Origin of the sequence: Psychrobacillus sp. BL-248-WT-3 (genome assembly GCF_012843435.1) — a bacterium.
In the GTDB taxonomy this organism is placed as follows: Bacteria; Bacillota; Bacilli; order Bacillales_A; family Planococcaceae; genus Psychrobacillus.
This window is the reverse complement of sequence record NZ_JABAFC010000003.1, coordinates 16,834-39,308: the sequence shown is the minus strand read 5'-3', so window position 1 is coordinate 39,308 and position 22,475 is coordinate 16,834. Positions and strand designations below refer to the sequence as shown.

Annotated in this window: 22 protein-coding genes; 4 read left to right on the top strand and 18 right to left on the bottom strand. The window is 37.7% G+C overall.

What is annotated here, in order from left to right; translation table 11 throughout:
- Nucleotides 1–130: 130 nt before the first annotated feature.
- Both HF876_RS02920 and HF876_RS02915 read right to left on the bottom strand, forming a co-directional pair.
- Nucleotides 131–1,783, bottom strand: a complete 1,653-nt coding sequence (locus tag HF876_RS02920; RefSeq protein ID WP_169358560.1) for a DAK2 domain-containing protein — start codon at nucleotides 1,781–1,783, stop codon at nucleotides 131–133.
- A gap of 16 nt (nucleotides 1,784–1,799) precedes the next feature.
- Nucleotides 1,800–2,162 (bottom strand): Asp23/Gls24 family envelope stress response protein, encoded by a 363-nt coding sequence (locus HF876_RS02915; protein ID WP_169358559.1) that lies wholly within the window; start codon nucleotides 2,160–2,162, stop codon nucleotides 1,800–1,802.
- Between the two features lie 590 nt (nucleotides 2,163–2,752).
- Here HF876_RS02915 and rpmB point away from each other — a divergent pair.
- Nucleotides 2,753–2,941 carry a 50S ribosomal protein L28 gene (gene rpmB, locus HF876_RS02910; protein WP_142605779.1) on the top strand — a complete coding sequence of 63 codons (189 nt, stop codon included), beginning with the start codon at nucleotides 2,753–2,755 and terminating at the stop codon, nucleotides 2,939–2,941.
- 61 nt (nucleotides 2,942–3,002) lie between these two features.
- Here rpmB and spoVM read toward each other — a convergent pair whose 3' ends face one another.
- The 13 genes from spoVM to gmk form a co-directional block, all read right to left on the bottom strand.
- Nucleotides 3,003–3,095 (bottom strand): stage V sporulation protein SpoVM, encoded by a 93-nt coding sequence (gene spoVM / locus HF876_RS18840; RefSeq protein ID WP_169358558.1) that lies wholly within the window; start codon nucleotides 3,093–3,095, stop codon nucleotides 3,003–3,005.
- Nucleotides 3,096–3,111: 16 nt separating this feature from the next.
- Nucleotides 3,112–3,768, bottom strand: a complete 657-nt coding sequence (locus HF876_RS02900) for a thiamine diphosphokinase (RefSeq protein ID WP_169358557.1) — start codon at nucleotides 3,766–3,768, stop codon at nucleotides 3,112–3,114.
- Nucleotides 3,765–4,433: a ribulose-phosphate 3-epimerase gene (gene rpe / locus HF876_RS02895; protein WP_169358556.1), complete on the bottom strand. Its 669-nt coding sequence runs from the start codon at nucleotides 4,431–4,433 to the stop codon at nucleotides 3,765–3,767. Before rpe ends, HF876_RS02900 begins: the two co-directional genes overlap by 4 nt.
- A 3-nt stretch (nucleotides 4,434–4,436) precedes the next feature.
- Entirely contained in the window at nucleotides 4,437–5,318 is an 882-nt protein-coding gene (gene rsgA / locus HF876_RS02890) for a ribosome small subunit-dependent GTPase A (protein WP_169358555.1), read from the bottom strand.
- A gap of 11 nt (nucleotides 5,319–5,329) precedes the next feature.
- Nucleotides 5,330–7,324, bottom strand: coding sequence for a Stk1 family PASTA domain-containing Ser/Thr kinase (gene pknB, locus HF876_RS02885; protein ID WP_169358554.1), 1,995 nt, complete (start codon nucleotides 7,322–7,324; stop codon nucleotides 5,330–5,332).
- Between the two features lie 2 nt (nucleotides 7,325–7,326).
- Complete coding sequence (locus HF876_RS02880; protein WP_169358553.1) at nucleotides 7,327–8,064, bottom strand: Stp1/IreP family PP2C-type Ser/Thr phosphatase; 738 nt, start codon at nucleotides 8,062–8,064, stop codon at nucleotides 7,327–7,329.
- 38 nt (nucleotides 8,065–8,102) lie between these two features.
- Nucleotides 8,103–9,455 carry a 16S rRNA (cytosine(967)-C(5))-methyltransferase RsmB gene (gene rsmB / locus HF876_RS02875; RefSeq protein ID WP_169358552.1) on the bottom strand — a complete coding sequence of 451 codons (1,353 nt, stop codon included), beginning with the start codon at nucleotides 9,453–9,455 and terminating at the stop codon, nucleotides 8,103–8,105.
- Nucleotides 9,452–10,393, bottom strand: a complete 942-nt coding sequence (fmt, locus tag HF876_RS02870; protein ID WP_169358551.1) for a methionyl-tRNA formyltransferase — start codon at nucleotides 10,391–10,393, stop codon at nucleotides 9,452–9,454. The genes rsmB and fmt overlap by 4 nt, the downstream gene beginning before the upstream one ends.
- Complete coding sequence (gene def / locus HF876_RS02865) at nucleotides 10,390–10,881, bottom strand: peptide deformylase (protein WP_169358550.1); 492 nt, start codon at nucleotides 10,879–10,881, stop codon at nucleotides 10,390–10,392. The genes fmt and def overlap by 4 nt, the downstream gene beginning before the upstream one ends.
- 25 nt (nucleotides 10,882–10,906) lie before the next feature.
- Nucleotides 10,907–13,318 carry a primosomal protein N' gene (priA, locus tag HF876_RS02860; protein WP_169358549.1) on the bottom strand — a complete coding sequence of 804 codons (2,412 nt, stop codon included), beginning with the start codon at nucleotides 13,316–13,318 and terminating at the stop codon, nucleotides 10,907–10,909.
- Entirely contained in the window at nucleotides 13,315–14,523 is a 1,209-nt protein-coding gene (gene coaBC / locus HF876_RS02855) for a bifunctional phosphopantothenoylcysteine decarboxylase/phosphopantothenate--cysteine ligase CoaBC (RefSeq protein ID WP_169358548.1), read from the bottom strand. Before coaBC ends, priA begins: the two co-directional genes overlap by 4 nt.
- 157 nt (nucleotides 14,524–14,680) lie before the next feature.
- Nucleotides 14,681–14,905, bottom strand: a complete 225-nt coding sequence (rpoZ, locus tag HF876_RS02850) for a DNA-directed RNA polymerase subunit omega (protein ID WP_169358547.1) — start codon at nucleotides 14,903–14,905, stop codon at nucleotides 14,681–14,683.
- Between the two features lies 1 nt (nucleotide 14,906).
- Nucleotides 14,907–15,527: a guanylate kinase gene (gene gmk / locus HF876_RS02845; RefSeq protein WP_169358546.1), complete on the bottom strand. Its 621-nt coding sequence runs from the start codon at nucleotides 15,525–15,527 to the stop codon at nucleotides 14,907–14,909.
- 379 nt (nucleotides 15,528–15,906) lie between these two features.
- Here gmk and HF876_RS02840 point away from each other — a divergent pair, with 379 nt between their 5' ends.
- The 3 genes from HF876_RS02840 (at nucleotide 15,907) to HF876_RS02830 (ending at nucleotide 19,515) form a co-directional block, all read left to right on the top strand.
- Entirely contained in the window at nucleotides 15,907–17,601 is a 1,695-nt protein-coding gene (locus HF876_RS02840) for an Rqc2 family fibronectin-binding protein (protein ID WP_169358545.1), read from the top strand.
- A 134-nt stretch (nucleotides 17,602–17,735) separates the two neighbouring features.
- Nucleotides 17,736–18,218: a ribonuclease E activity regulator RraA gene (gene rraA / locus HF876_RS02835; RefSeq protein WP_169358544.1), complete on the top strand. Its 483-nt coding sequence runs from the start codon at nucleotides 17,736–17,738 to the stop codon at nucleotides 18,216–18,218.
- A gap of 106 nt (nucleotides 18,219–18,324) precedes the next feature.
- Entirely contained in the window at nucleotides 18,325–19,515 is a 1,191-nt protein-coding gene (locus tag HF876_RS02830; RefSeq protein WP_169358543.1) for a M14 family metallopeptidase, read from the top strand.
- A gap of 297 nt (nucleotides 19,516–19,812) precedes the next feature.
- Here HF876_RS02830 and HF876_RS02825 read toward each other — a convergent pair whose 3' ends face one another.
- From HF876_RS02825 to HF876_RS02815, 3 genes are all read right to left on the bottom strand, one after another.
- Nucleotides 19,813–20,751 (bottom strand): Gfo/Idh/MocA family protein, encoded by a 939-nt coding sequence (locus HF876_RS02825; protein WP_169358542.1) that lies wholly within the window; start codon nucleotides 20,749–20,751, stop codon nucleotides 19,813–19,815.
- 1 nt (nucleotide 20,752) lies between these two features.
- On the bottom strand, nucleotides 20,753–21,619 hold the full coding sequence (locus HF876_RS02820; RefSeq protein WP_169358541.1) for an alpha/beta fold hydrolase: 867 nt from the start codon (nucleotides 21,617–21,619) through the stop codon (nucleotides 20,753–20,755).
- 121 nt (nucleotides 21,620–21,740) lie between these two features.
- Nucleotides 21,741–22,463, bottom strand: coding sequence for an exonuclease domain-containing protein (locus HF876_RS02815; protein ID WP_169358540.1), 723 nt, complete (start codon nucleotides 22,461–22,463; stop codon nucleotides 21,741–21,743).
- Nucleotides 22,464–22,475: the final 12 nt, after the last annotated feature.

Below are 22,475 nucleotides of genomic sequence, written 5' to 3'. Positions count from 1 at the left end.
GTTGATATTTCTATTTTACACTTTTAGGGAACTTTAAACAAAAGTATTGTACGAAAGGATTATAAAGAACTCTGAAATTTCTTGCTAAAAAAAAAGCGTGGGATTTCTCCCACGCGGAGTATTACTAGTTTTATTCTACTGATAAAATATATGGGTACAATGGTTGTTTACCATTATAAAGCTCTACTTCCACATCTTCGAAGGTCTCTTCAATAAACGAAGCAAATTTCCCAGCTTCCTCTTCCGTGACATCTTCTCCGTAAATAACTGTCACAATTTCAGAATCCTCGTCAATCAATTCTGTTGCTAGCTTTGTTGCAGCTTCCACTCTAGATGGCTGTGAAAGTATAATTTTCCCTTCAGCTAAAGACATAAAATCATCTTTTTTAATCTCTACACCGTCAATTGACGTATCACGTACAGCAAAAGTAACTTGACCAGTTTTAACGTGAGCAAAAGCATCGGTCATATTCTTTTGGTTTTCTTGAACAGTCGCTTGAGCGTTAAACGCTAAAATCGCTGCCATTCCTTGAGGAATTGTTTTTGTAGGCACAACCGCAGCCTCAATCCCTAGAACCTCTGCAGCTTGTTCAGCAGCCATTACGATGTTTTTGTTATTAGGAAGGATTAGTACACGCTCAGCTCCTACAGACTCAATCGCCTTTACAATGTCTTCAGTAGAAGGATTCATTGTCTGACCACCTTCTATCACTGCTGAAGCTCCAAGACTCTTCAATAATTCAGCGACACCTGTTCCCATTGCAACTGTTACTACTGCATAAGGATGAACTTCTGCTTTCTTAGCAGTATTAGAAGAATGGCCTTCACCTACGATATCTGTATGCTGTTGACGCATATTTTCAATTTTAATTTTAATTAAGTCCCCATATTGTTGACCATAAGTTAAGACTTCACCTGGTGTTTCAGAATGGATATGAATTTTAGCAATCTCATCATCCGAGATAACTAAAAGTGAGTCACCATATTCGCTTAAATCATTACGGAAGTCATTTTCGATAAAGGCTTTCTTGCCCTCTTCAAAACGGACCATGAACTCTGTACAGAAACCAAATTCAATGTCAGCAGTATCCATATATCCTTGAACACTTTTATGATGCTCAGCACTAACCAAATCGTCCATAGAGGAACTAATTGTTCTCTCAGGAAGAGCTTCTCCCTTTAAGCTTGCAAGGAAACCTTCATAAACAAATACTAAGCCTTGTCCGCCACTATCAACTACGCCTACTTCTTTCAAAACAGGTAATAGATCTGGAGTTCTGTTTAGTGATAGTTTAGACTCTTCTACAACAACTGCCATTAGTTCTGATATATCTGTAATTGTTTCACTAGCTTCCACTGCTTTTTTAGCTGAATCTTTTGCTACAGTTAAAATAGTGCCTTCAACTGGTTTCATAACAGCTTTGTAAGCTGTTTCTACTCCATACTGTAAAGCTTGGGAAAATTGTTTTGCATCTAAGGTTGCATGCTGCTCAATCGACTTTCCAAAGCCTCTAAAAAGTTGCGATAAAATAACTCCAGAGTTTCCTCGAGCACCCATTAGCAAACCTTTGGACAATGCTTGAGCTGTTTTGCCAATATGCTCACTAGTATGAGCAGCTGTCTCTTTAGCCCCTGAAGTCATTGAAAGATTCATGTTTGTGCCTGTATCACCATCGGGTACAGGGAATACGTTTAATGCGTCGACATAGTCAGCGTTTTGGAAAAGATGATGTGCTCCCATCTTGACCATATCCGCAAATTGATTACCATTGATTGATTTCATTGTTTTCTCTCCTTAATCACACGTTTGCCACGCGAACTCCTTGTACGTAAACATTTACGGATTTCACCGACATACCAAGAGATTTATTTAGCGTGTATTTAACTTTAGACTGGACTTGATAAGCGATCTCAGAAATTTTTGTTCCGTAACTTACAACTATATACATATCGATATGTAAATCATCTTTTTCCTGTCTAACAATTACACCTTTTGTAAAGTTCTCTTTTCTTAATATATCTGTTAAACCATCTCTGATTTGATGCTTTGATGCCATACCAACAATTCCATAGCATTCAATCGCTGCTCCGCCTGCAATTTGAGCAATAGTATCTTGTGATATATCAATGTGCCCAAATTCATTTGTTAATTCTATTGACATGTTGAAACCTCCCAAGTCCTTTTTGACTATCCCTTATTGTACTACACCCTTTAAAATTATAAAAGACACGTTTCTATTCGTCTACTTTTTGCAAAAGTGGTTTTTATTTAGCGCTTCCTTTTCAAAAAAAAGATGGTTTGATTTATACATTATACGTTATTTTCTATACAACCTGTAATTATAGCAATAAGGTGCTCTATGACTTGAAAAAAAATAATTCAGAATTACTTTCGAGTATGCTAATGACGGGCATCCATATTGCTCATCAAGCAGAAAGTGAAAATCAGCAATTTCTTTTCCTGCTTTTTTATCTTATTTTCAAGTAACCTGAAACCTCTTAGTTTCTTAAATTCATTTAGGAAGTTATTTTTTAGTAAAATATTTTTCCAGTATAAACGCCATCTGTTACTATAGTAACTATGTAAACCCCGACACTGCAAGTAACTACTGAACCTAAACTGTTATTTTATAGTGTAAAGGTTTTTTTCTTGATATACTTGCTTATCAAAAGAGTCTGTGGTAAATTATTAAAGTATGTGAAATATCGAACTGAAAATCTTTCAGCTTCTTTTTTAAAGGAGGAAATTATAATGCCAAAAGTATGTGCAATCACTGGGCGTAAAGCTCGTTCTGGTAATGCTCGTTCTCACGCAATGAACGCCACTAAGCGTACATGGGGGGCAAACCTTCAAAAGGTCCGTATTCTTGTAGACGGTAAACCTAAACGCGTATGGGTTTCTGCTAGAGCTTTAAAATCAGGAAAAATTGAGCGCGTATAATCGCTCTCATAATTAATGCCAGGCCGACAAATTGTCGACCTGGCATTATTTCTTTTTAAAACTATTTTTTTTCCTCATCCTTTTTAAAAAGACGAATACAAACCTTCATTAAACTACTAACAGATTTAGGTAATTTAAATGTGTAGACCTTCACACGAATTTCCTCCCTTTTAGTCACTGCTTCTTATCATTAAACATATGCCTGACTTAAAGGAGATAGTACTTGTTCGCTCTACTTGTTCATTACTAGTAAACTTTGCATGGCCATAACTTATTGGTTCTTCTTCCACATTATACAAAAATCCGTCTAGTGTAACGTCTTCCAGTCCTTCACCAAAAGGATAAAAAGATATATATTTATATTCTTCTTGTTGATCTATTTTATGTGTTCCAGGAAGTAGAAATTGAAGCTTATTTTTATTGTTCTGGATATAAAAGGAGACTTCAGGATGCAATCGTTGAAAGTGGTATACATCATGAAGAGCTGCTTGATAGTGATCCAAACGAGAACCACTTACACCGGTTAAAATAACTTCGTTTGGTTTATATTTCATTGCTTCTAATAAAGCCAAACGCGTATCAGTCTCATCCTTCTCAGAAGGCATTATAGATACATGTGTCACGTGTTTACGTAGTGTATCCAACTCTTTATAACTAATAGAATCAAAATCTCCAATAATCTCAGTTGGAATAATATCAGCATTCAGCAAATGATAGGCACCTCTATCAGCCCCAATAAAGATTGTTTCCTCTTGTAAAAAAGGAAGCTGTCTAAGATCAACAACCTCCTCTACAGGACCACCTGCGCAGATGAAGACACGCTTCATTTTGAAGCCACACTCAATCCTGCAGCTTTTATTCTTTGAAGTGCCTTCCCTTTGTCAGGTGCATTATAAACAGCGGATCCAGCGACTAAAATAGTTGCTCCTGCTTCCACACAAGGAATAATTGTCTCCTCGTTGACTCCTCCATCAATCTCAATTTCAATAGAAAGATTTCTTTCCTGTATAATTTGAGAAAGTTGTTTTACTTTAGGAATAACCGAATGTATAAATTTCTGACCACCAAATCCAGGGTTGACAGTCATAAATAAAACCATATCAACATCCTCTAATACATGCATAATTGATTCGACAGGTGTATGTGGATTTAACACAACTCCTGGCTTCACTCCAAATGAACGAATCAGCTGAATTGTACGGTGAAGATGTGGTGAAGCCTCTACGTGAACTGTTATATAATCAGCTCCAGCTTTAGCAAATGCCTCAATATATTGATCTGCATTTTCAATCATAAGATGTACATCCAATGGAAGGCTCGTAAGTGGTCGCAAAGCCTCTACGACAATCGGTCCCATCGTTATGTTTGGAACAAAATGACCATCCATCACATCTATATGAATAAGCTCAGCTCCAGCTTTTTCTACCTCTAATACTTCTTCTCCAAGTTTTGCAAAATTTGCTGCTAAAATAGAAGGTGCAATCTTTACCATAAGTTAGTACCTCGGCTTTCTATCTACTATTTCTTCATAAAATTGTAAATAATGTTTGTATCGGTATTCTTTAATTTCTCCAAGCTCTACTGCTTTTTTTACAGCGCATTTTGGCTCATTAACATGTAGGCACCCACGGTACTTACATTCGTCCTGTCGTTTTACAAAGTCAGGAAAGCAACTAGAGAGCTCTTCTTTTTCCATTAAATCAAATTCAAAAGAACTAAAACCAGGGGTATCAGCTAGAAGCCCATCACAAACCTCGATTAGTTCTACATGTCTGGTTGTATGCTTCCCACGTCCTAAAGCATCCGATATGACTCCTGTTTTTAAATCTAAGGAAGGGAGAATTGTATTTAATAAAGTAGATTTCCCTACCCCTGATTGTCCTGCTAGTACAGTAGTTTTCCCTTTTAAAATAGGGGTTATTTTATCGTTAAAATCTGGATCATCCTTGTAGGTCATTAATATTTCATAACCAATATTTTCATAATCGTTGATATAATCCTTCATTGTTTGTTCCATCTTAGTATCCATCAAATCACTTTTCGTCAAGCATATGATTGGCTCAATGTAAAAGGATTCTAGCACTACTAGAAAACGGTCTAATAATATCGTATTGAAGTCTGGTTCTTTAATAGAAAAAACTAAAATGGCCTGATCAATATTCGATATCGGTGGACGAACTAAGTTATTTTTTCTTTCGTGGATGACAGTTATAGTACCATCATTCTCTCCCTCGACTGTATAGTCAACAAAATCACCAACTAGAGGAGATTCGCCTCTATTTCTAAAGACCCCTCTCCCTCTACATTGAATCACTTTACCATTATCATATACATAATAGAAACCACTAAGTGCTTTTCTTATTTGACCATTTGGCATCCTATGCCTCCCTAATCTATATCTTCATATTTTATTGTTTTCTGTTCGAGTACCTCTTGATTTCTTTTAATAAGATATCCGCCAGCCTCGCCTTCCACAATTTCTAGTGAAATCTTTTTCTCTACTGCCGATGTAATTTCAAACTCTTCAACTGGAGGGTCAGTAAATTTATGCGTTTTGTCTTGAATGTAAATTTGAATTATTTGAGGAACAACTTCCTGTTCAGGATTTTCCTCATCTTCTCCTTCTTCCCCTTCACCATCAAGTTCTTGCTCCAAATAAGGAATTGGCACAATTCTTACAAACGTCTTAGTTGGCTTAGCTTTTGGCCCCGAAGAAATCACTACCTGAACCGTACTTCCCTTTGCCACTTTCGAGTTTGGCCCAGGAGATTGTTCTACAACTGCTCCTTTAGGAATTGTATCGTGGTTTACTTCTTTTGTTTTAACGACCTTTAATCCAGAGTTTGTTGCATATTCGTTTAAATTCTTTTCATTGTATTCCCTTAAGTCTCTCAAAGTAATCATTTCTGGCCCAAGACTTACTTGAAAACGGACAACTGTTTCTTCTGGAATTATTTCTTGTCCAGCTTCAGGCTCCTGCTTTAAAATGGTACCCGCCGTTGTAGAAGAGTAGATTTTATCTTCCTCAATTTTAAAGCCTTGTTTTTCAAGCAAAGCTATAACCTGGGTGATATCCTGATTTTCGTAGTCACCCATTACAGAAGTTTCCTTCCCTTGGGATACAATTATATCTACCTCAGTTTCTACGTCACGCATTTTTCCTTCTTCTGGTGTTGTACCTATGACATGATCTTTTTCGACCTCATCATCAAATTCTAAAATTTGTTCTCCAATGATAAAGCCTTCTGACTCAAGTAGCTTTATAGCATCCTCGACTGCTAAGCCAGCTACAGGAGGAACTTCTATCTTGTCCGGTTTAAACAACCCAGGGAAAGCTACGATGATGATTAATGCTAGCAAGATCAGGCCAGCTATTATCCCTGTTATTATTTTCCATTTACTTCTTTTCTTCTTTGGTTTTGTTTGTTCAGGAGGCTTATCCTCCGTTTGTAATTTTTTAGTTTCTGCAACATCTTCAAAAGAAACAGGCTCTTTAATAACCGGAAGAACCTTCGTAGCTCCATCGTCTACAGGAACAACAAATTTTGGTTCATTGGACCTTTCTGGTGACATGGCAGTTGATAAGTCTCTTTCCATTTCCTCTGCAGAACGGTACCTGTTTCTAGGATCTTTTGCAGTTGCCTTTAGGACAACATTTTCTAGGCTTTGTGGGATGACTGGATTGATAGCTCTAACCGATGGAGTTTCCGCCTGTAAATGCTTCAATGCAATGGATACAGCTGACTCTCCTGAAAAAGGAAGCTGTCCAGTCAATAACTCAAACAACACAATTCCTAGCGCATAAATATCCGATTCCCTAGTAGCAGTACCGCCACGGGCTTGTTCTGGAGACAAATAATGCACGGTTCCTAAAACGGAGTTAGTTTGTGTATAGGAAGTCGCACTTAAAGCCATCGCTATGCCGAAATCAGTTATTTTCACATTTTCTTGTTCATCCAATAAAATATTTTGTGGTTTTATATCCCGATGAATAATATGATTATTGTGTGCATTAGAAATAGCCGAAGTTAGCTGCTTCATAATCGTAATTGTTTTAACGGGCGAAACCGGGGCATTATGCTGTATGTATTGTTTTAATGTTTCACCTTTAACATGTTCCATAACTATATAGTGAATATCTTCATCTTCTCCTACGTCGTAGATATTAACTATATTAGGGTGAGTAAGGCTTGTGGCAGAAAGTGCTTCTCGCTGAAAGCGACGACGCAGTTCTTCTTCATTAGAAAAATCATATCGCAAAACCTTAATTGCGACGTCTCTGTCTAAGATCATATCATGTCCCAAATATACGTTGGACATGCCGCCTCCACCAATCATCTCTAGCAACTTATACCTGCCGCTAATTCTTTTGCCGATTAACATCCTTACACCTCCTCATCCTTATTTGTTAACAAGATCAGGGATATATTATCTTCTCCGCCTGACTTATTAGCTTCCTCTACTAATTCATCTCCCATTTCGTAAAGAGATTTCTTTGAGTATAGTAAGTGCTGTATATAGGATTCACTTATTTTGTTACTTAAACCATCTGTGCAAAAAAGAAAATATGAATTCGCTGCAAATTCTACTTCAAAAAAATCAGGGTGAATAGTTCGTTCGGTTCCGACTGCTTTCATAATTGCATTCTTCATAGGGTGTGTTTTTGCTTGTTCTTCATTTATCTCCCCAGAGTCGAGTAAGACATTTACAAAAGAATGGTCTCTTGTAATTTGCCGAACCAAGTTTTGTGTAATTTGATAAACGCGACTGTCCCCAATATGAGCTATAATCCCTTTGCTGTTTTCAAACAAACCTGCAATTAAAGTTGTTCCCATACCCTCACACCCTGTATTAGAGGATGAATGTTGGGCGATTAGTTGGTTAATGGTTTGAAACGTGTACATTAACCAATCTTTTGCTGGAACAACAGAAGGATTGTAAGCATGAAAATACTTTTCGAACTCAGTAATAGCCATCTCACTAGCTACATCTCCAGCATTATGACCACCCATTCCGTCCGCTACAACAGCTAAAATACGACCATCCTCACGTTTAAATACACCTACACGATCCTCATTAATGGTTCTTTTCAAGCCTACATCAGTTTTAACAACGAACCTCATTTATCCCTTCACCTCTTCATAGATAGAGCCCGTTGCAATCAGCTCTTTTTTTGAAAAACTGCCACAAAAAATCCATCACTTCTCAGGTCTTGAGGAAACAGCTGTAACATACCATCCTCTTCTTGTTGCTTTATATTCTTTACAACGTCTGGAAAACTTTTTAGTTCCATATCTGGATGTTTTTCCATAAATAACTTGGCCGTACCTTCATTTTCCTCACGGTCCACTGTACACGTACTATAAACTATTAAACCATTTGGCTTTAAAAGTGTATATGCTTCGTCTAATAGTTTTAGTTGTATCGGCTTCAGTGAATCGAAATCCTTTTCACTTTTCGTATATTTAATGTCAGGCTTTCTTTTCATGACCCCTAGACCACTACAAGGAGCATCAACTAAAATACGGTCAAACGTTTGCTCTGGAAATAACTCTGACGCTTGGCGTGCATCTTTTTCAACTGTTTCAATAAAACTAAAGCCTAGTCTTTCAGCATTTTCTTTTACTAATTTCAATTTATGCTGGTGAATATCCATCGCTACAAGCTTTCCAGTATTTTTCATTTTTTCAGCTATATGTGTCGTTTTTCCGCCTGGTGCAGAGCACATGTCTAATACGGTCATTCCTGGTTCTGCTTGAAGAGCATAGGCCGGGATCATAGAGCTTTCGTCTTGAATGGTAACAAAACCTTTTTGAAAAGCTGTCGTTTTAGCTGCTTGGCCATTGAACAAATAAATACACTCTGGAATAACTTCGCTCTTTGCCACGACATATCCTTCTTGAGTCATTAAATGCATAACTTGTTCTACTGTTCGCTTGAATAAATTAACACGTAAAGTAGTCACAGGAGGCTCGTTATTTTCTTTAAGCATTTGCTCAGTTGTTTCAAAACCATATTCGGAAATAAATCGTTTCACCATCCACATTGGGTGACTAGTCTCGATAGAAAGTCTCTCTACCTTGTCTTGAATCTCTTCCGTGGAACGGACGCCTTCTCGAAGGATCGAGCGTAAAATACCATTAATTACACCGGAAATTCCCTTATGTCCTCTTCGCTTAGCAATGTTAACCGCTTCATTTACAGCTGCATGGTCTGGAATTCTCGATAAATAGTGTATTTGATATAAGGACAATCGAAGAAGTTGTCTAACCCAGTCATCCAGCTTACCTTTTATAAAGGGCTGAAGGTAGTAATCTAATGTCATTTTATGTTGAAGCGTTCCATAAGTTAACTCGGTTAATAATGCTCGATCTTTTGGTTCAATGTCATACTTTTCAATTGTTTGATGTAGCAACAAGTTACTATAAGCTTGTTGTTTTTCAACAGCCATTAGTATAGTTAATGCTGCATCTCTTACATTACCTGTCCATATTTTTTCATTCTTTTTTGTCATTCAAATTTGTCTCCTATTCGCAATTTAGAACCTACGCCTCGCAAATAGTCATTTGCAGACATTTTTTTCTTCCCAGCCGGCTGTATCTCATCAATTCGGATAGCTTCTCCCAAACCAGTTTGAACAACAAAATAATCTGTTTCAATTTTTACGACTGTCCCTGGTAATTCCATTGTATCTGTATCAATCGTATCTGCTTTCCAAAGCTTCACTGTTTGTCCATCTAATGTGGTATATGCTACAGGCCACGGATGAAGACCACGGATTTGATTGTGAATTTCTATTGCAGACTTAGTCCAATCTACTCTTTCCTGTTCGCGTGAAATATTTCTTGCATAGGTAACTAGAGACTCATCTTGGACAATTCGTTCATTTCTGCCCGTAATGATTAATGGCAATGTTTCCTTTAAAAGGAGAGTTCCTACTTCACTTAGTTTGTTAAACAGAATTCCAGTATCATCTAGATGTGTAATAGGAATTTCACGCTGAGAAATGATATCCCCTGCATCGAGTTTTTCCTCCATATACATAATAGTGACACCTGTTTTTTCTTGTCCATCTATAATTGCTTGGTGTATTGGGGCTCCTCCACGATAGGCTGGAAGTAAGGATGCATGCACATTGATACAACCGTATTTAGGTGCTTCTAGTAATTCTTTCGGTAAAATTTGACCAAAGGCAGCAGTGACAATCAAATCTGGCGCCAGGTTAAGGATTTGATTGAGTTCCTCAGATCCCTTTAGCTTGTTTGGCTGAATGATTGGTAATCCAAGCTCTAAAGCCTCTTCCTTTACCGGAGGAGGAGTTAACACTTTTTTTCTACCTACTGGTCGATCAGGCTGAGTCACAACAGCACTAATCTCGTAGCCTTCCTCAACTAGCATGCGTAAGATTGGTGCTGAGAAAGCAGGTGTGCCCATGAATACGATAGAAGTCATAGCTCATCCTCCTGTTCATTCTCCAACTCTTCCATATCAACATAACGAATTATTTTAGAGGTAAATAAAATACCGTGTAAATGATCAATTTCATGTAAAATTGCTCTTGCTTCGTAGTCCTCTGCCTCTAACTCATATAAAGAGCCATCACGATCTTGAGCCTCTACCTTCACATAAAATGGACGCTCAACCTCTCCATAAATGTCAGGAAAACTTAGGCATCCTTCCACTTCCACTTCTGATCCACCTATTTCGACTACTTCGGGATTAATCATTTCAATTACCTCTTGACCTTCTCCTAAGTCTACAATCGCCACTTGGATGGCTTCTCCAACCTGGGGCGCAGCAAGACCGATACCATCTGAAGCAATCATTGTGTCATACATATCGTCTAGTAGCTTACCGAGTTTCTCATCAAATGCATGAACTTCTTTACATTTTTGGGTTAATAATTCATTAGGGTGTGTAACGATTGATCGAATTGCCATTTCTAAATTCCTCTTTTCAAACAGCCTATAAAATTGTGGAGGGATCTAAGTCTACTGTAAGTATAACCCCTTTTTTTATCCACTCCGTACGGTAAATTTTAATCAGTTGCTGTAGTTTTTCTATTAATAGTGGTTCTTGTTTGTATTTTATCAAACATTGGTAGCGATATCTATTTTGTATCTTGCTAATTGCGCTTGCAGTCGGCCCTATTACCATACTCGAGCTCGATAGATTACCTCGTAACCAATCGGTAGCAAGCTTCGCATATTCTGCTGCAAGAAGAACATTTTCATGCGTAACTTGCACTAATGTCACGTAATAGAATGGTGGATATTCATATTGCTTACGCATAATCATTTCATTATGATAGAAGGGCTCGTACAGTTGGTCCTTAGAGTACTCTATCGCATAGTGCTCAGGGGTATACGTTTGGATGAATACAATACCTTCCTTATCGTGTCTTCCTGCTCGACCACTTACCTGTGTCATTAGCTGAAATGTTTTTTCAGCAGCTCTAAAATCCGCAAGGTGGAGAGTAGTATCGGCATTCAAGACACCTACCAGTGTAATATTAGGAAAGTCCAGTCCTTTTGCTATCATCTGTGTTCCTAATAGAATGTCTGCCTCGCCATCTCCAAACTGTTTCAGAATGCGTTCATGCGATCCCTTAGTTCTAGTAGTATCAACATCCATTCGTAAAACTCTGGCATAAGGAAATAATTTAGTAATTTCCTCTTCTACCTTTTGCGTACCTGTGCCAAAAAAACGGATATGTTCACTCTGACATTCCGGACACTGATGAGGCACTGGCTCCTCATGTCCGCAATAATGACATTTTAATCGTTCGCCTTCTCGGTGATACGTTAAAGAAATATCACACTGGTCGCATTCTACAACTGTTCCACAATCTCTACAAAGAACAAAAGAAGAGAAACCTCTCTTATTTAAAAAGAGGACAATTTGTTCTTTCTTTTCTAGTTTTTCTCGAATGGCATCTGCTAAAGGAACACTAAACATAGAACGGTTCCCACTTTTTAGCTCTGCACGCATATCCACTATATTGACGGTTGGTAAAGCTTGCTCTTTTGCCCTCATTGTTAAAGTTAGTAAAGTGTATACCCCTTTTGATGCACGTGCATAGGATTCTAATGAGGGGGTGGCACTGCCTAAAATAACCGGGCATTTATGATACTCACTTCTCCAAATTGCAACATCTCTGGCATGGTAGCGCGGTGTATCCTCTTGCTTATAGGAGGACTCATGTTCCTCATCTAAAATAATGACACCTAAATCCTTAAATGGAGCAAATACTGCTGATCTAGCTCCAACAACAACCATTACTTCACCACGCCAAATTTTACGCCACTCATCAAACTTCTCGCCGGTTGATAGGCCACTATGCATTACTGCCACCTGGTCCCCGAAGCGCAGCTTGAAACGTCGTGTCATTTGGGGTGTCAATGAAATCTCAGGTACCAGCATTATTGCTTGTTTTCCTTCTGCTATAGATTTTTCTATTGCATGAAGATAGATTTCTGTTTTACCGCTGCCCGTTATACCGTGCAATAAAAAGGTAGTGTTTTCTCTATTATTTTGAGCATTTGTAATTTTAGATAATGCGGCCGTCTGTTCATTAGTTAGCTGTACTCGGTTATCACGATCTTGATAGTCAAGTGAAGTAACCTCCCGATACACCTCTTCTTGCTCTTTCACTAATATCTTTTTATTAATAAGTGCATGAACAGTAGCATTACTAACAGCGGCAGTCTGAATTATTTCTTGCATAGTGAAAGAGTTTTGTTCTTGTGCTAGAAGCCACTCAATCAATTCTTTTTGTTTTACTGCTTGTTTGGTGAGTTTATTTAGTTGATCTATTATAAATTCTTTATCTTCAACTAGCGTATATTTAGTAACTGTTTTAACTCTTGTTTGCTGCTTAATAATATTTTCGAGCAATAGACTACCTTCTGTTAAATGCCTTTTCATCACACGTAGCATTCCTGCTTTTTCAAAAGCTTCATAAGGAAGAACTTCTTTCTTTCCAAAAAGCGCTAGAATCTCTTCTTCTAATTGGGTAGAGTCAACTATCTTAATATTTTTTTTATAGGATGCTCGTAAGGCAGCTGGAAGCATTACTTGAAGAGCGTCAATTTCATAGCAGAGAGTTTTCTTTGTCATCCATTTAGACAACTCTAGCAATTCTTCCGTAATAACCGGCTCAACATCTATAATCGATAGAACTTCCTTAAGTTTTGTTCGATCTATATCTGTTTCTCCTTTGATATTGGTAATAAACCCTTGCACTTTTCGATTACCGAAAGGAACATGAACCCGGCTACCTCGTTCTACTAAATCTTCCAAATGTTCAGGTACTACATAATCAAACGGGCGGTCAATCGGATATGCGGCTACATCAACAATAACCTCTACAATCATAGAGTTTCATCTTTCTCTAGCTCGATTATCATGCGAAATAACTGAAGGGCTAGCTCCTTCTTACTGGTTTGTGGAAAGTGAATATCGATATCATTCTTTCCAACAAGAGTTACGGCATTCGTTTCTGTCCCAAAACCAGAACCCTCTTCTGTCACATCATTAGCTATTATATAATCTGCATTTTTCTTTTTTAACTTACCTTTAGCATAATGCACCACATCATTAGTTTCAGCTGCAAAGCCAACTAATATTTGACTTTTTTTACGTTTTCCCAACTCTGATAATATGTCCGTAGTTTTTTCCAAAGCGATTGTAACTTCCCCCTCTTTTTTCTTCATCTTTTGAGGGTGTATTTCTTTCGCCTTATAATCAGCTACTGCTGCTGTTTTCACTACTATAGAGGCTGTTTCAAAATGATCAAGGACTGCAAGAAACATATCCTCTGTGCTCTCGACGTTTACAAGCTTTACATTTTGAGGAGCATCTATTGCAACTGGACCTGAAATGAGAATAGTCTCTGCTCCTAACTTAGAAGCAGCCTCTGCCATAGCATATCCCATTTTACCGCTTGAAAAATTAGTTAAAAATCGAACAGGATCTAGCTTTTCTCTTGTAGGACCTGCAGTTACGACTACCTTTTTCCCTTTTAGAGGTAAGTCTTTCGGAGAAAAATGTGTTTCGACTAACTGTACAATTTTTTCTGGTTCTTCCAATCTTCCCTTTCCAACATAACCACATGCTAAAAAGCCTTCAGATGGCTCGATAAATGAATATCCGTCTTTTGAAAGCTGTTCAATATTTCGTTTTACTGCTGGATGGTCGTACATATGTACATTCATAGCAGGCGCAATCCAGACATCTGCCGTTGTTGCTAAAAGAGTAGTGGTAACCATATTATCCGCTATCCCATTAGCAAGCTTGGCAATAGTATTAGCTGTTGCAGGAGCAACGAGCACCAAATCCGCCCAATCTGCTAAATCTATGTGTGCAATAACCTGCGAATTTTTTTCATCAAACGTGTCATAGTATACATCATTTCTTGACATCGCTTGAAAACTTAATGGTGTCACAAATTCCATAGCGGATGGTGTCATCATTACCTTCACTTCTGCGCCAGCCTGCGTTAGCTTACTTACTAGCGCAACTGCTTTATAAACTGCAATCCCGCCTGTCACACAAACAAGAATTTTCTTAGAAGTTATCATTTATTAATCCCCTCTCTAAACAACAACCTCCCAAAGAACAGATACATTCTTTGGGAGGTGTCTTTTCATCCGATTCGCCTTGGCGTTTACTCCTAAGGTATCCGTTGAGGCATTTAACTATTTTAGCTGATGTCTAACGCAAGCTAAATAGAGTTACTTATACTTCATCCTCGTATACAGCATTTTCGTTAGTGGATTCGATTTTAAGCTCTCCAGCAGCTACTTCCTCAAGTGCTTTACCAACTTGCTTCGCTGAAACGTAAATACCTAGGCGCTCTCCGCCTTCTTCTTGTAACTGGCGTGCTCTTTTAGAAGCAACGCTTACTAATGAATACTTTGAATCGATTTGGTTTTTTAATGAATCTACTGATGGATATAACATTTTAAAATTCCCCTTCCAACATGGCTAAATATCTTTTTTCCACACGTTCACGGCGGCAATGCTCCGCTGCTACAATTGCATTAATCTTTGCGCAAGCTTTTGTAACTTCATCATTTTCTACAACATAATCATATAAGTGCATCATTTCTAGTTCCTGCCTAGCAGCTAGTATACGGGAATTGATGACATCCTCTGTCTCCGTCCCTCTACCTATCAATCGTTGCTCGAGCTCGCTTAAACTAGGAGGCGCAAGGAAAATAAATAAGGCATTTGGAGCTTTTTCGCGTACTAAAGCAGCTCCTTGAACTTCAATTTCTAAAAAAACGTCTCGACCGGAGTCTAACGTTTCATTCACATAGTCAATTGGAGTACCGTAGTAGTTTCCTACATAAGATGCATACTCTAACAATTTACCTTGCTCGATCAAGGCTTCAAACTCTTCCTTCTTTTTAAAGAAATAATCCACACCATCTACTTCACCCTCGCGTGGGAGCCTTGTAGTCATGGATATGGAGTACTCATAGTTCGTTCCCGGTTCAGAGAACAACTCTTTTCTTACAGTTCCTTTACCCACTCCGGATGGACCTGATAAAACGATTAATATCCCTTTTTCTCTTCGCATAACTTCTCCTTCAATTACATGCTATCTCCGAATACTAACTTTAATACATACTTTACTGATTATAACACAAGTCCTCTATAAAATGATAAGATTAAAAGAAAAGCAAGGACTTGTTTATTACTTTAGCTATATTAACAATTTTTAGATTTTAACATTTGAGATAGTTTTGCTTAAAGATATACAAGTTTAAGCTATAATTGAGTTCTCATGATAGAGAGACTAATCGGTGAGAGGATAAACTCGCCTATGCAGGTAGTTTTTTAGTCCACTCTTCTTATTCCAATTGTAAAAAAATCATATTCTCTGCATTTTTACCAAACTAACATAGTTTAATCAATTTTAAATGAATATAAAAAACTGTTTTGAAAGAGGAATTATTATGGCTTTTGATGGATTATTTACCATTTCGATGAAAACTGAATTACAACAAATTGTAACAGGTCGTATTTCTAAAATACACCAACCAAATGCACAAGAAATACTTATGCAAATACGAGCTCAAGGGAAAAACTTTAAACTATTGTTTTCTGTACATCCTTCTTATTCTCGAATACAACTTACTCATGAATCAATCGATAACCCAGCTACTCCACCACTGTTTTGTATGGTACTTCGCAAGCATCTAGAGGGCGGAATCATTACTGAGGTTCGCCAACATGAAACGGATCGAATTATTATACTAGAAGTACTAAGCAAAAATGAAATCGGGGACGATATTACCCGCGAGGTCCATATGGAAATAATGGGCCGTCATAGTAACCTGTTATTAGTAGACCCTAGCAGAAACTTGATCCTAGAAAGCATTAAACACTTATCTCCTTCGATGAATAGCTATCGAACCATTTTGCCTGGTCAGCCCTATATTGCACCACCTACACAGAACAAGCTGAACCCACTAGTATATTCCGAGGATTTAACAAATGTGATTTTGAATGCATCCGACCCTAAAGAAATAGTAGAGAAGATTTCAGGGTTTTCTCCACTTCATGCGAAGGAATTGATATATCGCATGAACGAAATTACTAATACTACTGAAAAGCTGGATGTTTATAAATCCTATATAAGTGAATTTATGCAAGGTGGTACCTCAAAGCAAATCGTAGAGATAAACGGTAAAACTTATTATTCACCTAATGCTTTAAATCATTTAGATGGCACTAAGTTTGACGAACAAAATTTAGGCAGCTTGTTAGACCGTGTTTATTTTGCCAAAGCTGAACGTGATCGAGTGAAGCAGCAAGCTGGCGATTTAGAACGATGGCTACAAAATGAACTAAATAAGCTAAAGTTAAAAATGAAGAAATTGAAAAAGGATTTCGAACAGGCTGAAAAGCTAGATACATTCCAATTGTACGGAGAATTGCTAATGGCAAATGCTTACGCAATTGATAAAGGTTTGTCAGAAGTGGAATTAGTTAACTATTATGATGAAAATGAAAAAACGGTTGTCATTCCATTAAATGATAGAAAGACAGCTACCCAAAACGCTCAAAGTTACTACAACCGCTATACAAAAGCAAAAACTGCCTTATTAAAGATTGAACAGCAGCTAGAAATAACCCAAGATGACATCGCTTATTTTGAGCTATTGCAACAACAAGTTATGCAGGCATCTCCTACTGACATCGAGGAGATTCGAGAAGAGTTAATGGAGCAAGGCTTGCTGAAAATGCGCGCTTCGAAAAAGAAGAAAAAGCCTGTAAAACCAACACCTGAAAAGTATATTGCCTCTGACGGCACAGAAATTTCAGTTGGTAAGAACAACAAGCAAAATGATTATGTGACATTTAAGCTAGCAAAGAAAACGGATACTTGGCTGCATACGAAGGATATACCTGGTTCTCATGTTGTTATACATTCAGATAACCCATCTGAAACAGCCCTATCAGAAGCAGCAAACCTGGCAGCTTATTTTAGTAAAGCCCGTGAATCTTCTTCGGTGCCGGTTGACTATACAGTAGTCAAACAAGTGAAAAAACCAAATGGATCGAAGCCTGGCTTTGTCATTTACTTCGAACAAACTACTTTGTTCGTTACACCAGATGAAGAAAAAATTAGACATATGAAAAAATAAACAAAGTGACTGGTAGGATAACTCTATCAGTCGCTTTTTTGTCTTGAAAACTATTCCTTTTAAATTTTTGCAAATATTTCAAATAAGTAGTAAATTGGTAGAAATATATTTTTTAAAACCAGGAGGTTATATGAATGACATTTAGCACAGCAGATTTATGTGATGAATATTCAGGCGAGATCCAAGTCCTAGGTTCTGAATTTAAATCCTACGGTAAAAAAACTAGCTTTTCTGGTCCCATTTGTACTGTTAAAGTTTTTGAAGATAATATTTTAATAAATCAAGCATTAGAAGACATTCCAGTGGGAAGCGTTCTAGTCGTGGACGGTGGAGGATCTAAAAAGTGCGCCCTAATGGGAGACCGTTTAGCTGGAATAGCCGAAAGTAGAAACCTTTCCGGGATCGTGATTAATGGATGCGTGAGAGATTCAAAGGAACTAGCTGGGCTTAACATAGCCATTCTAGCCCTCGGAAGTAATCCTTTAAAAAGTAAAAAAGAAGGAACAGGTGAAGTGGATATACCACTGTTTTTCTTAGGCATCGATTGGCATCCAGGAGATTATTTATATGCAGACGAAGACGGAATAGTAATAGCAAAAAGAAAATTGGTAGACTAAAGGTTTGCGTGCGAAATAAATTTCGCACGTTTTTCTTTTGAAGTCATATCTTTCCTTTTCTTTTACATATAATTTTAAGATGAACCGAAAGAAGTGGAGGAAGTGCATGGATGTATTTGTAAGACAAGGAGATTCCCTCTATTACTTTAGTCAGTTGTTTGATATTCCCCTACAACTAATTCTCGATTCCAACCAGAATATATCCCCCCAAAACCTTTTCATTGGACAACAAATTCAAATACCAGGGTATGTAGGATTAGCTTATCAAATTAGAAGAGGAGAATCACTTTGGGCTATTGCACAGAGTAGAAAAATATCAGTAGAGGGCATTCTTTTAGCTAACCCCAATATTACCCCAACCTCATTACAAGTCGGACAAACGATTAAAATCCCTTTGCGAATTACTTGGAGAGTAGTCACCGGTAAAAGAAATTATGATTACAATTCCTTAGTCATTGATATTCGACGCCTTCAAACCGTGTATCCATTTTTAAAAATTTCTTCTATTGGCAGCTCTGTTATGGGCAAAGACCTCCAGGAAATAGTAGTTGGGAATGGAAACAAGCGAGTCCATTTTGATGGTTCCTTTCATGCCAACGAATGGATTACAACTCCTATCATCATGACCTTCTTAGATGACTATTTACTTTCACTGACTAATGGGAACACCATTAGAGGAATTCAAACTACACCTTTGTACGAACAAACTTTTCTTTCCATAGTGCCGATGGTTAATCCAGACGGAGTGGATTTAGTAATTAATGGTCCACCATCCGACGAGCCTTATCGAAGTAATGTGATTGAATGGAATAAGGGAAGTACTAACTTCTCAGGTTGGAAGGCCAATATAAACGGTGTAGATTTAAATGATCAATTTCCTGCGTTATGGGAGCTAGAAAGAGATCGGAATCCTAAATCTCCAGGACCAAGAGATTATGGCGGGGAAGCTCCATTAACACAGCCCGAAGCTATCGCAATGGCAGATTTAACGAGAAGAAGAGATTTCGCTCGAGTACTCCCTTTTCATACACAGGGTCAAGTCATTTACTGGGGATTTGAAAATCTTCAGCCTCCCGAAAATGAAGTTCTAGCCATACAATTCGGTGAAGCGAGCGGCTACATTCCAATAGAAACTACCAATAGCTATGCTGGCTATAAAGACTGGTTTATCCAAGACTGGAGAAGGCCTGGTTTTACTATCGAGCTAGGCATTGGTACGAACCCCCTACCACTAACCCAATTTGATGAAATTTATGAAGATGCATTAGGCATTTTTCTTGCAGCATTGTATTTGTGAGGAGCAACATAAGAGGATTGGACATAACTCTCCTTAAAACAACATGTAGTAATGGAGAGACGTACTACAAGAAATCAGTGTCTTTTCAAAGAAATAAAATCGTGAAATCTTGTTGCAGATTTCACGGTTTTTTAATTTAATAGTTACGTCCTAAACTCTTAAAACAATAAAGTAGCTCTTTATCGTAAATAGCAGTAGCATCCGACTAGAGTGGAAACAATAATAATTAAAGACGTACAAGTTTTGTTATTTCTTAGAGGATGTGCATCTGCTTCCATAGAAATAGCAATTTTGCTATCACTTTAATAATTCATCAATCCATCCCTGTACCTGCAAACCCTCTTCAAAGGAAACTAATGTAGACTTTTCACCGCCCCTCCATTGATGACATGCTTCAATTAATCCATCCGGCACTGTAGTTGGAGTGATTTGTACTGCCTCTTTATCCAATTCACTTTCCCATAACTCGGACCAGTTTCTAATCGTGATAACCTTTTTCGTTCCAAATACTTTAAACTCTAGTCGTTCTTCCTGCCCTATCCCTGATAAGCCATTCAAAACAATAGGAATATCACTATCCGTTTTTGCCAAGGCAGAGACACCAAGTTCGCAAAGCTCTGCATCCTGAGGATATGTCGTATGATGTGCTGTTATCGTGAAATTCCCAAATAAACGATATAAGAGTTGTAAATAATGTGGAAATACCTCTCTTATAAAACCACCTTGCGCACGAGATGCGATCCATGCATTTTGTTGCCACTTTCTAGGCCAATGAGGGAAGTATGTATGTAGCTCAATTTTAAGGATATCCCCTAACGAACCATCTGAAATCGATTGTTGTAGACTATGTATAACTGGACTGTACATTAAAGGAAAATGCATTGCTGTATGTACGTTTGCCTTGGTCACGGCTTTAACCATTCTTTCTCCATCTTGCGCATCGTGTGCTAGTGGCTTTTCAGAAAGAATATTTAATCCATAGGCTGCTGCCTTTTCTGTAATCGGTGCGTGGCTAACTGGGGGTGTTCCTATATAAATCCAATCAGGCTTTGTTTCTAGTAGTTCTTCTAGCGTTGAGGCTTCCGGTAGCGTATACCTTTCAGCAACTTCTCTCAGCCTTTTTTTATTTTCATCAAAAACAGATAAAATTTCACAATTAGGATTAGTTTTTATTTGGTTAATGATACGTTCTCCAACTATCCCCGTTCCGATTAGTGCAAAAGTAGTCTTTGTCATCCTAATAACTCCTCTTCATTTTTTGTTGTATAACCCATTTTTTAATTTCGAGTGCTGTTTGTTCTGGCTGATCCCATTGAATCATATGTCCGGCGTTCTCCATAGCTATTATTGCCACTTCACTTATTGACTCTTCTAGCTGCTTAAATCCTAGACTTCGGGCATTATCAAGAGTTCTCGGCAAAGTTGCATGCAAAAGTAAAAGTGGCACTCGAATGTATGGGTAGGCACTTGTGAAAGGCTCAGAGAAAAAGGCTTTAATAATAGAAAGAATTGTAAACTTAGAGGGAATTAAAGTGAAAAGGTTGTTCTCCTCATAAAATAGCGTTCGAACATATTTTTCTTTTCGGTTATCCCATTTGCTTGTGTATTCCTTATATTCTTTTAAAACTGTTTCCCATTCTACTAAAGTAGATTGATCCATATATGTATTCCAACCGGAAAGTGCAACTTCAAATGTCATCTCTGGTTGATTGACAGGAAAGGTATATCCTCCATCCAACAATATTACACCTAATATACTCTCCGGGAAAACCTTACTGTAGTGCAGTGCAATATCAGCTCCCCAGGAATGTCCCAGTATATAAAAAGACTTATCAGTTACTTGTCTAATTATTTTTTGAAGCCACTGAGCCAGTGATGAGAATAAATAGTCACTTTCCTTCCTTAGTGGACTTGTAAGACCATGACCAGGTTGATCGATCATAATAAGATGAAAATCCTTCTCCAATAATATAGAAAGCTGATCAAATGTATATGGTGCATTTCCAGCTAGGCCATGTAAACAAACAATTAAGGGATTTCGTCGATCACCGACTTCATAGTAATTAATCGTATTACAACCATCCGATAATAGTATATTTTCCACTAAACAATCCACCCCCACAACTATATATTCGATTTACCTATGTAGATATCCTTTTCTCATATAATAAAAATAAGCCTGACAGTTAATAGTCTGTCAGGCTTATTTTTATACCACTACACTTTTAGAGTCTGGCGAGACGGTGATAGACGTCACTTAACGTTTCGCAGCCGATTTCTTTGGCTTTTTTAACATAAATACTCCATAGCTTAGCTGTCATTTTGGCATCTCCTAGAGCATGATGTCGTCCAATAATAGGAATTTCGTTATGAACACATATGTCTTCCAGCGTCACAAAATTTAAATTAGGCTCTATCACCTTTAAAAGGAAAGAAGTATCTACAATCCGATGCTTAAAAGGCTTACGAAACAAGGTTGAACTTGCGTGCTCCATAAAATTTCGTTCATGAGTAGCATGATGTGCTACTAATGTGCAATCTTGTTTGAATTGAAGGAATTTGATGAATACATCCGAAAGCGGCATGGCATTGCTTACCTGTTCATTTGTAATTCCTGTCAATTGAACAATAGCATCAGGTATTTTTTGATTCGTGTGGATGAGCGAATAAAACACATCATCCTCGATTATTTGCTCTCCTCGCATCTTAATTGCCCCTAGAGAAATAATGGTATCTCCTTTTTCAGGAGAAAACCCCGTCGTTTCGATGTCAAAAACTACTACCTTTAAATCCATAAGCGGAACATCAAGTACATATTGTTGATTCATTTCCTTTTCCAAGTTACGTAAATAGGCCATTTGCTGAGCATTTTGAATATCACCAATTCCAACATTGTTACGTTTTCCTTGTAGCCCTCTTAATATTTGCATAAATGGTTCAAATGCCATCGCCAACACCCT

Coding starts and splice junctions, on each gene's coding strand:
- def (WP_169358550.1), bottom strand. CDS start 10,881: ATGGCAATTCGATCAATCGTTACACACCCTAATGAATTATTAACCCAA.
- HF876_RS02815 (WP_169358540.1), bottom strand. CDS start 22,463: ATGGCATTTGAACCATTTATGCAAATATTAAGAGGGCTACAAGGAAAA.
- pknB (WP_169358554.1), bottom strand. CDS start 7,324: ATGTTAATCGGCAAAAGAATTAGCGGCAGGTATAAGTTGCTAGAGATG.
- HF876_RS02915 (WP_169358559.1), bottom strand. CDS start 2,162: ATGTCAATAGAATTAACAAATGAATTTGGGCACATTGATATATCACAA.
- priA (WP_169358549.1), bottom strand. CDS start 13,318: ATGATTGTAGAGGTTATTGTTGATGTAGCCGCATATCCGATTGACCGC.
- HF876_RS02825 (WP_169358542.1), bottom strand. CDS start 20,751: ATGACAAAGACTACTTTTGCACTAATCGGAACGGGGATAGTTGGAGAA.
- rpmB (WP_142605779.1), top strand. CDS start 2,753: ATGCCAAAAGTATGTGCAATCACTGGGCGTAAAGCTCGTTCTGGTAAT.
- gmk (WP_169358546.1), bottom strand. CDS start 15,527: ATGCGAAGAGAAAAAGGGATATTAATCGTTTTATCAGGTCCATCCGGA.
- HF876_RS02920 (WP_169358560.1), bottom strand. CDS start 1,783: ATGAAATCAATCAATGGTAATCAATTTGCGGATATGGTCAAGATGGGA.
- rsgA (WP_169358555.1), bottom strand. CDS start 5,318: ATGCCAAATGGTCAAATAAGAAAAGCACTTAGTGGTTTCTATTATGTA.
- rpoZ (WP_169358547.1), bottom strand. CDS start 14,905: ATGTTATATCCATCAGTAGATTCATTAAAAAACCAAATCGATTCAAAG.
- rpe (WP_169358556.1), bottom strand. CDS start 4,433: ATGGTAAAGATTGCACCTTCTATTTTAGCAGCAAATTTTGCAAAACTT.
- fmt (WP_169358551.1), bottom strand. CDS start 10,393: ATGACTTCTATCGTATTCATGGGCACACCTGCTTTCTCAGCACCAATC.
- rraA (WP_169358544.1), top strand. CDS start 17,736: ATGACATTTAGCACAGCAGATTTATGTGATGAATATTCAGGCGAGATC.
- HF876_RS02900 (WP_169358557.1), bottom strand. CDS start 3,768: ATGAAGCGTGTCTTCATCTGCGCAGGTGGTCCTGTAGAGGAGGTTGTT.
- HF876_RS02840 (WP_169358545.1), top strand. CDS start 15,907: ATGGCTTTTGATGGATTATTTACCATTTCGATGAAAACTGAATTACAA.
- HF876_RS02880 (WP_169358553.1), bottom strand. CDS start 8,064: ATGAGGTTCGTTGTTAAAACTGATGTAGGCTTGAAAAGAACCATTAAT.
- rsmB (WP_169358552.1), bottom strand. CDS start 9,455: ATGACAAAAAAGAATGAAAAAATATGGACAGGTAATGTAAGAGATGCA.
- coaBC (WP_169358548.1), bottom strand. CDS start 14,523: ATGATAACTTCTAAGAAAATTCTTGTTTGTGTGACAGGCGGGATTGCA.
- HF876_RS02830 (WP_169358543.1), top strand. CDS start 18,325: ATGGATGTATTTGTAAGACAAGGAGATTCCCTCTATTACTTTAGTCAG.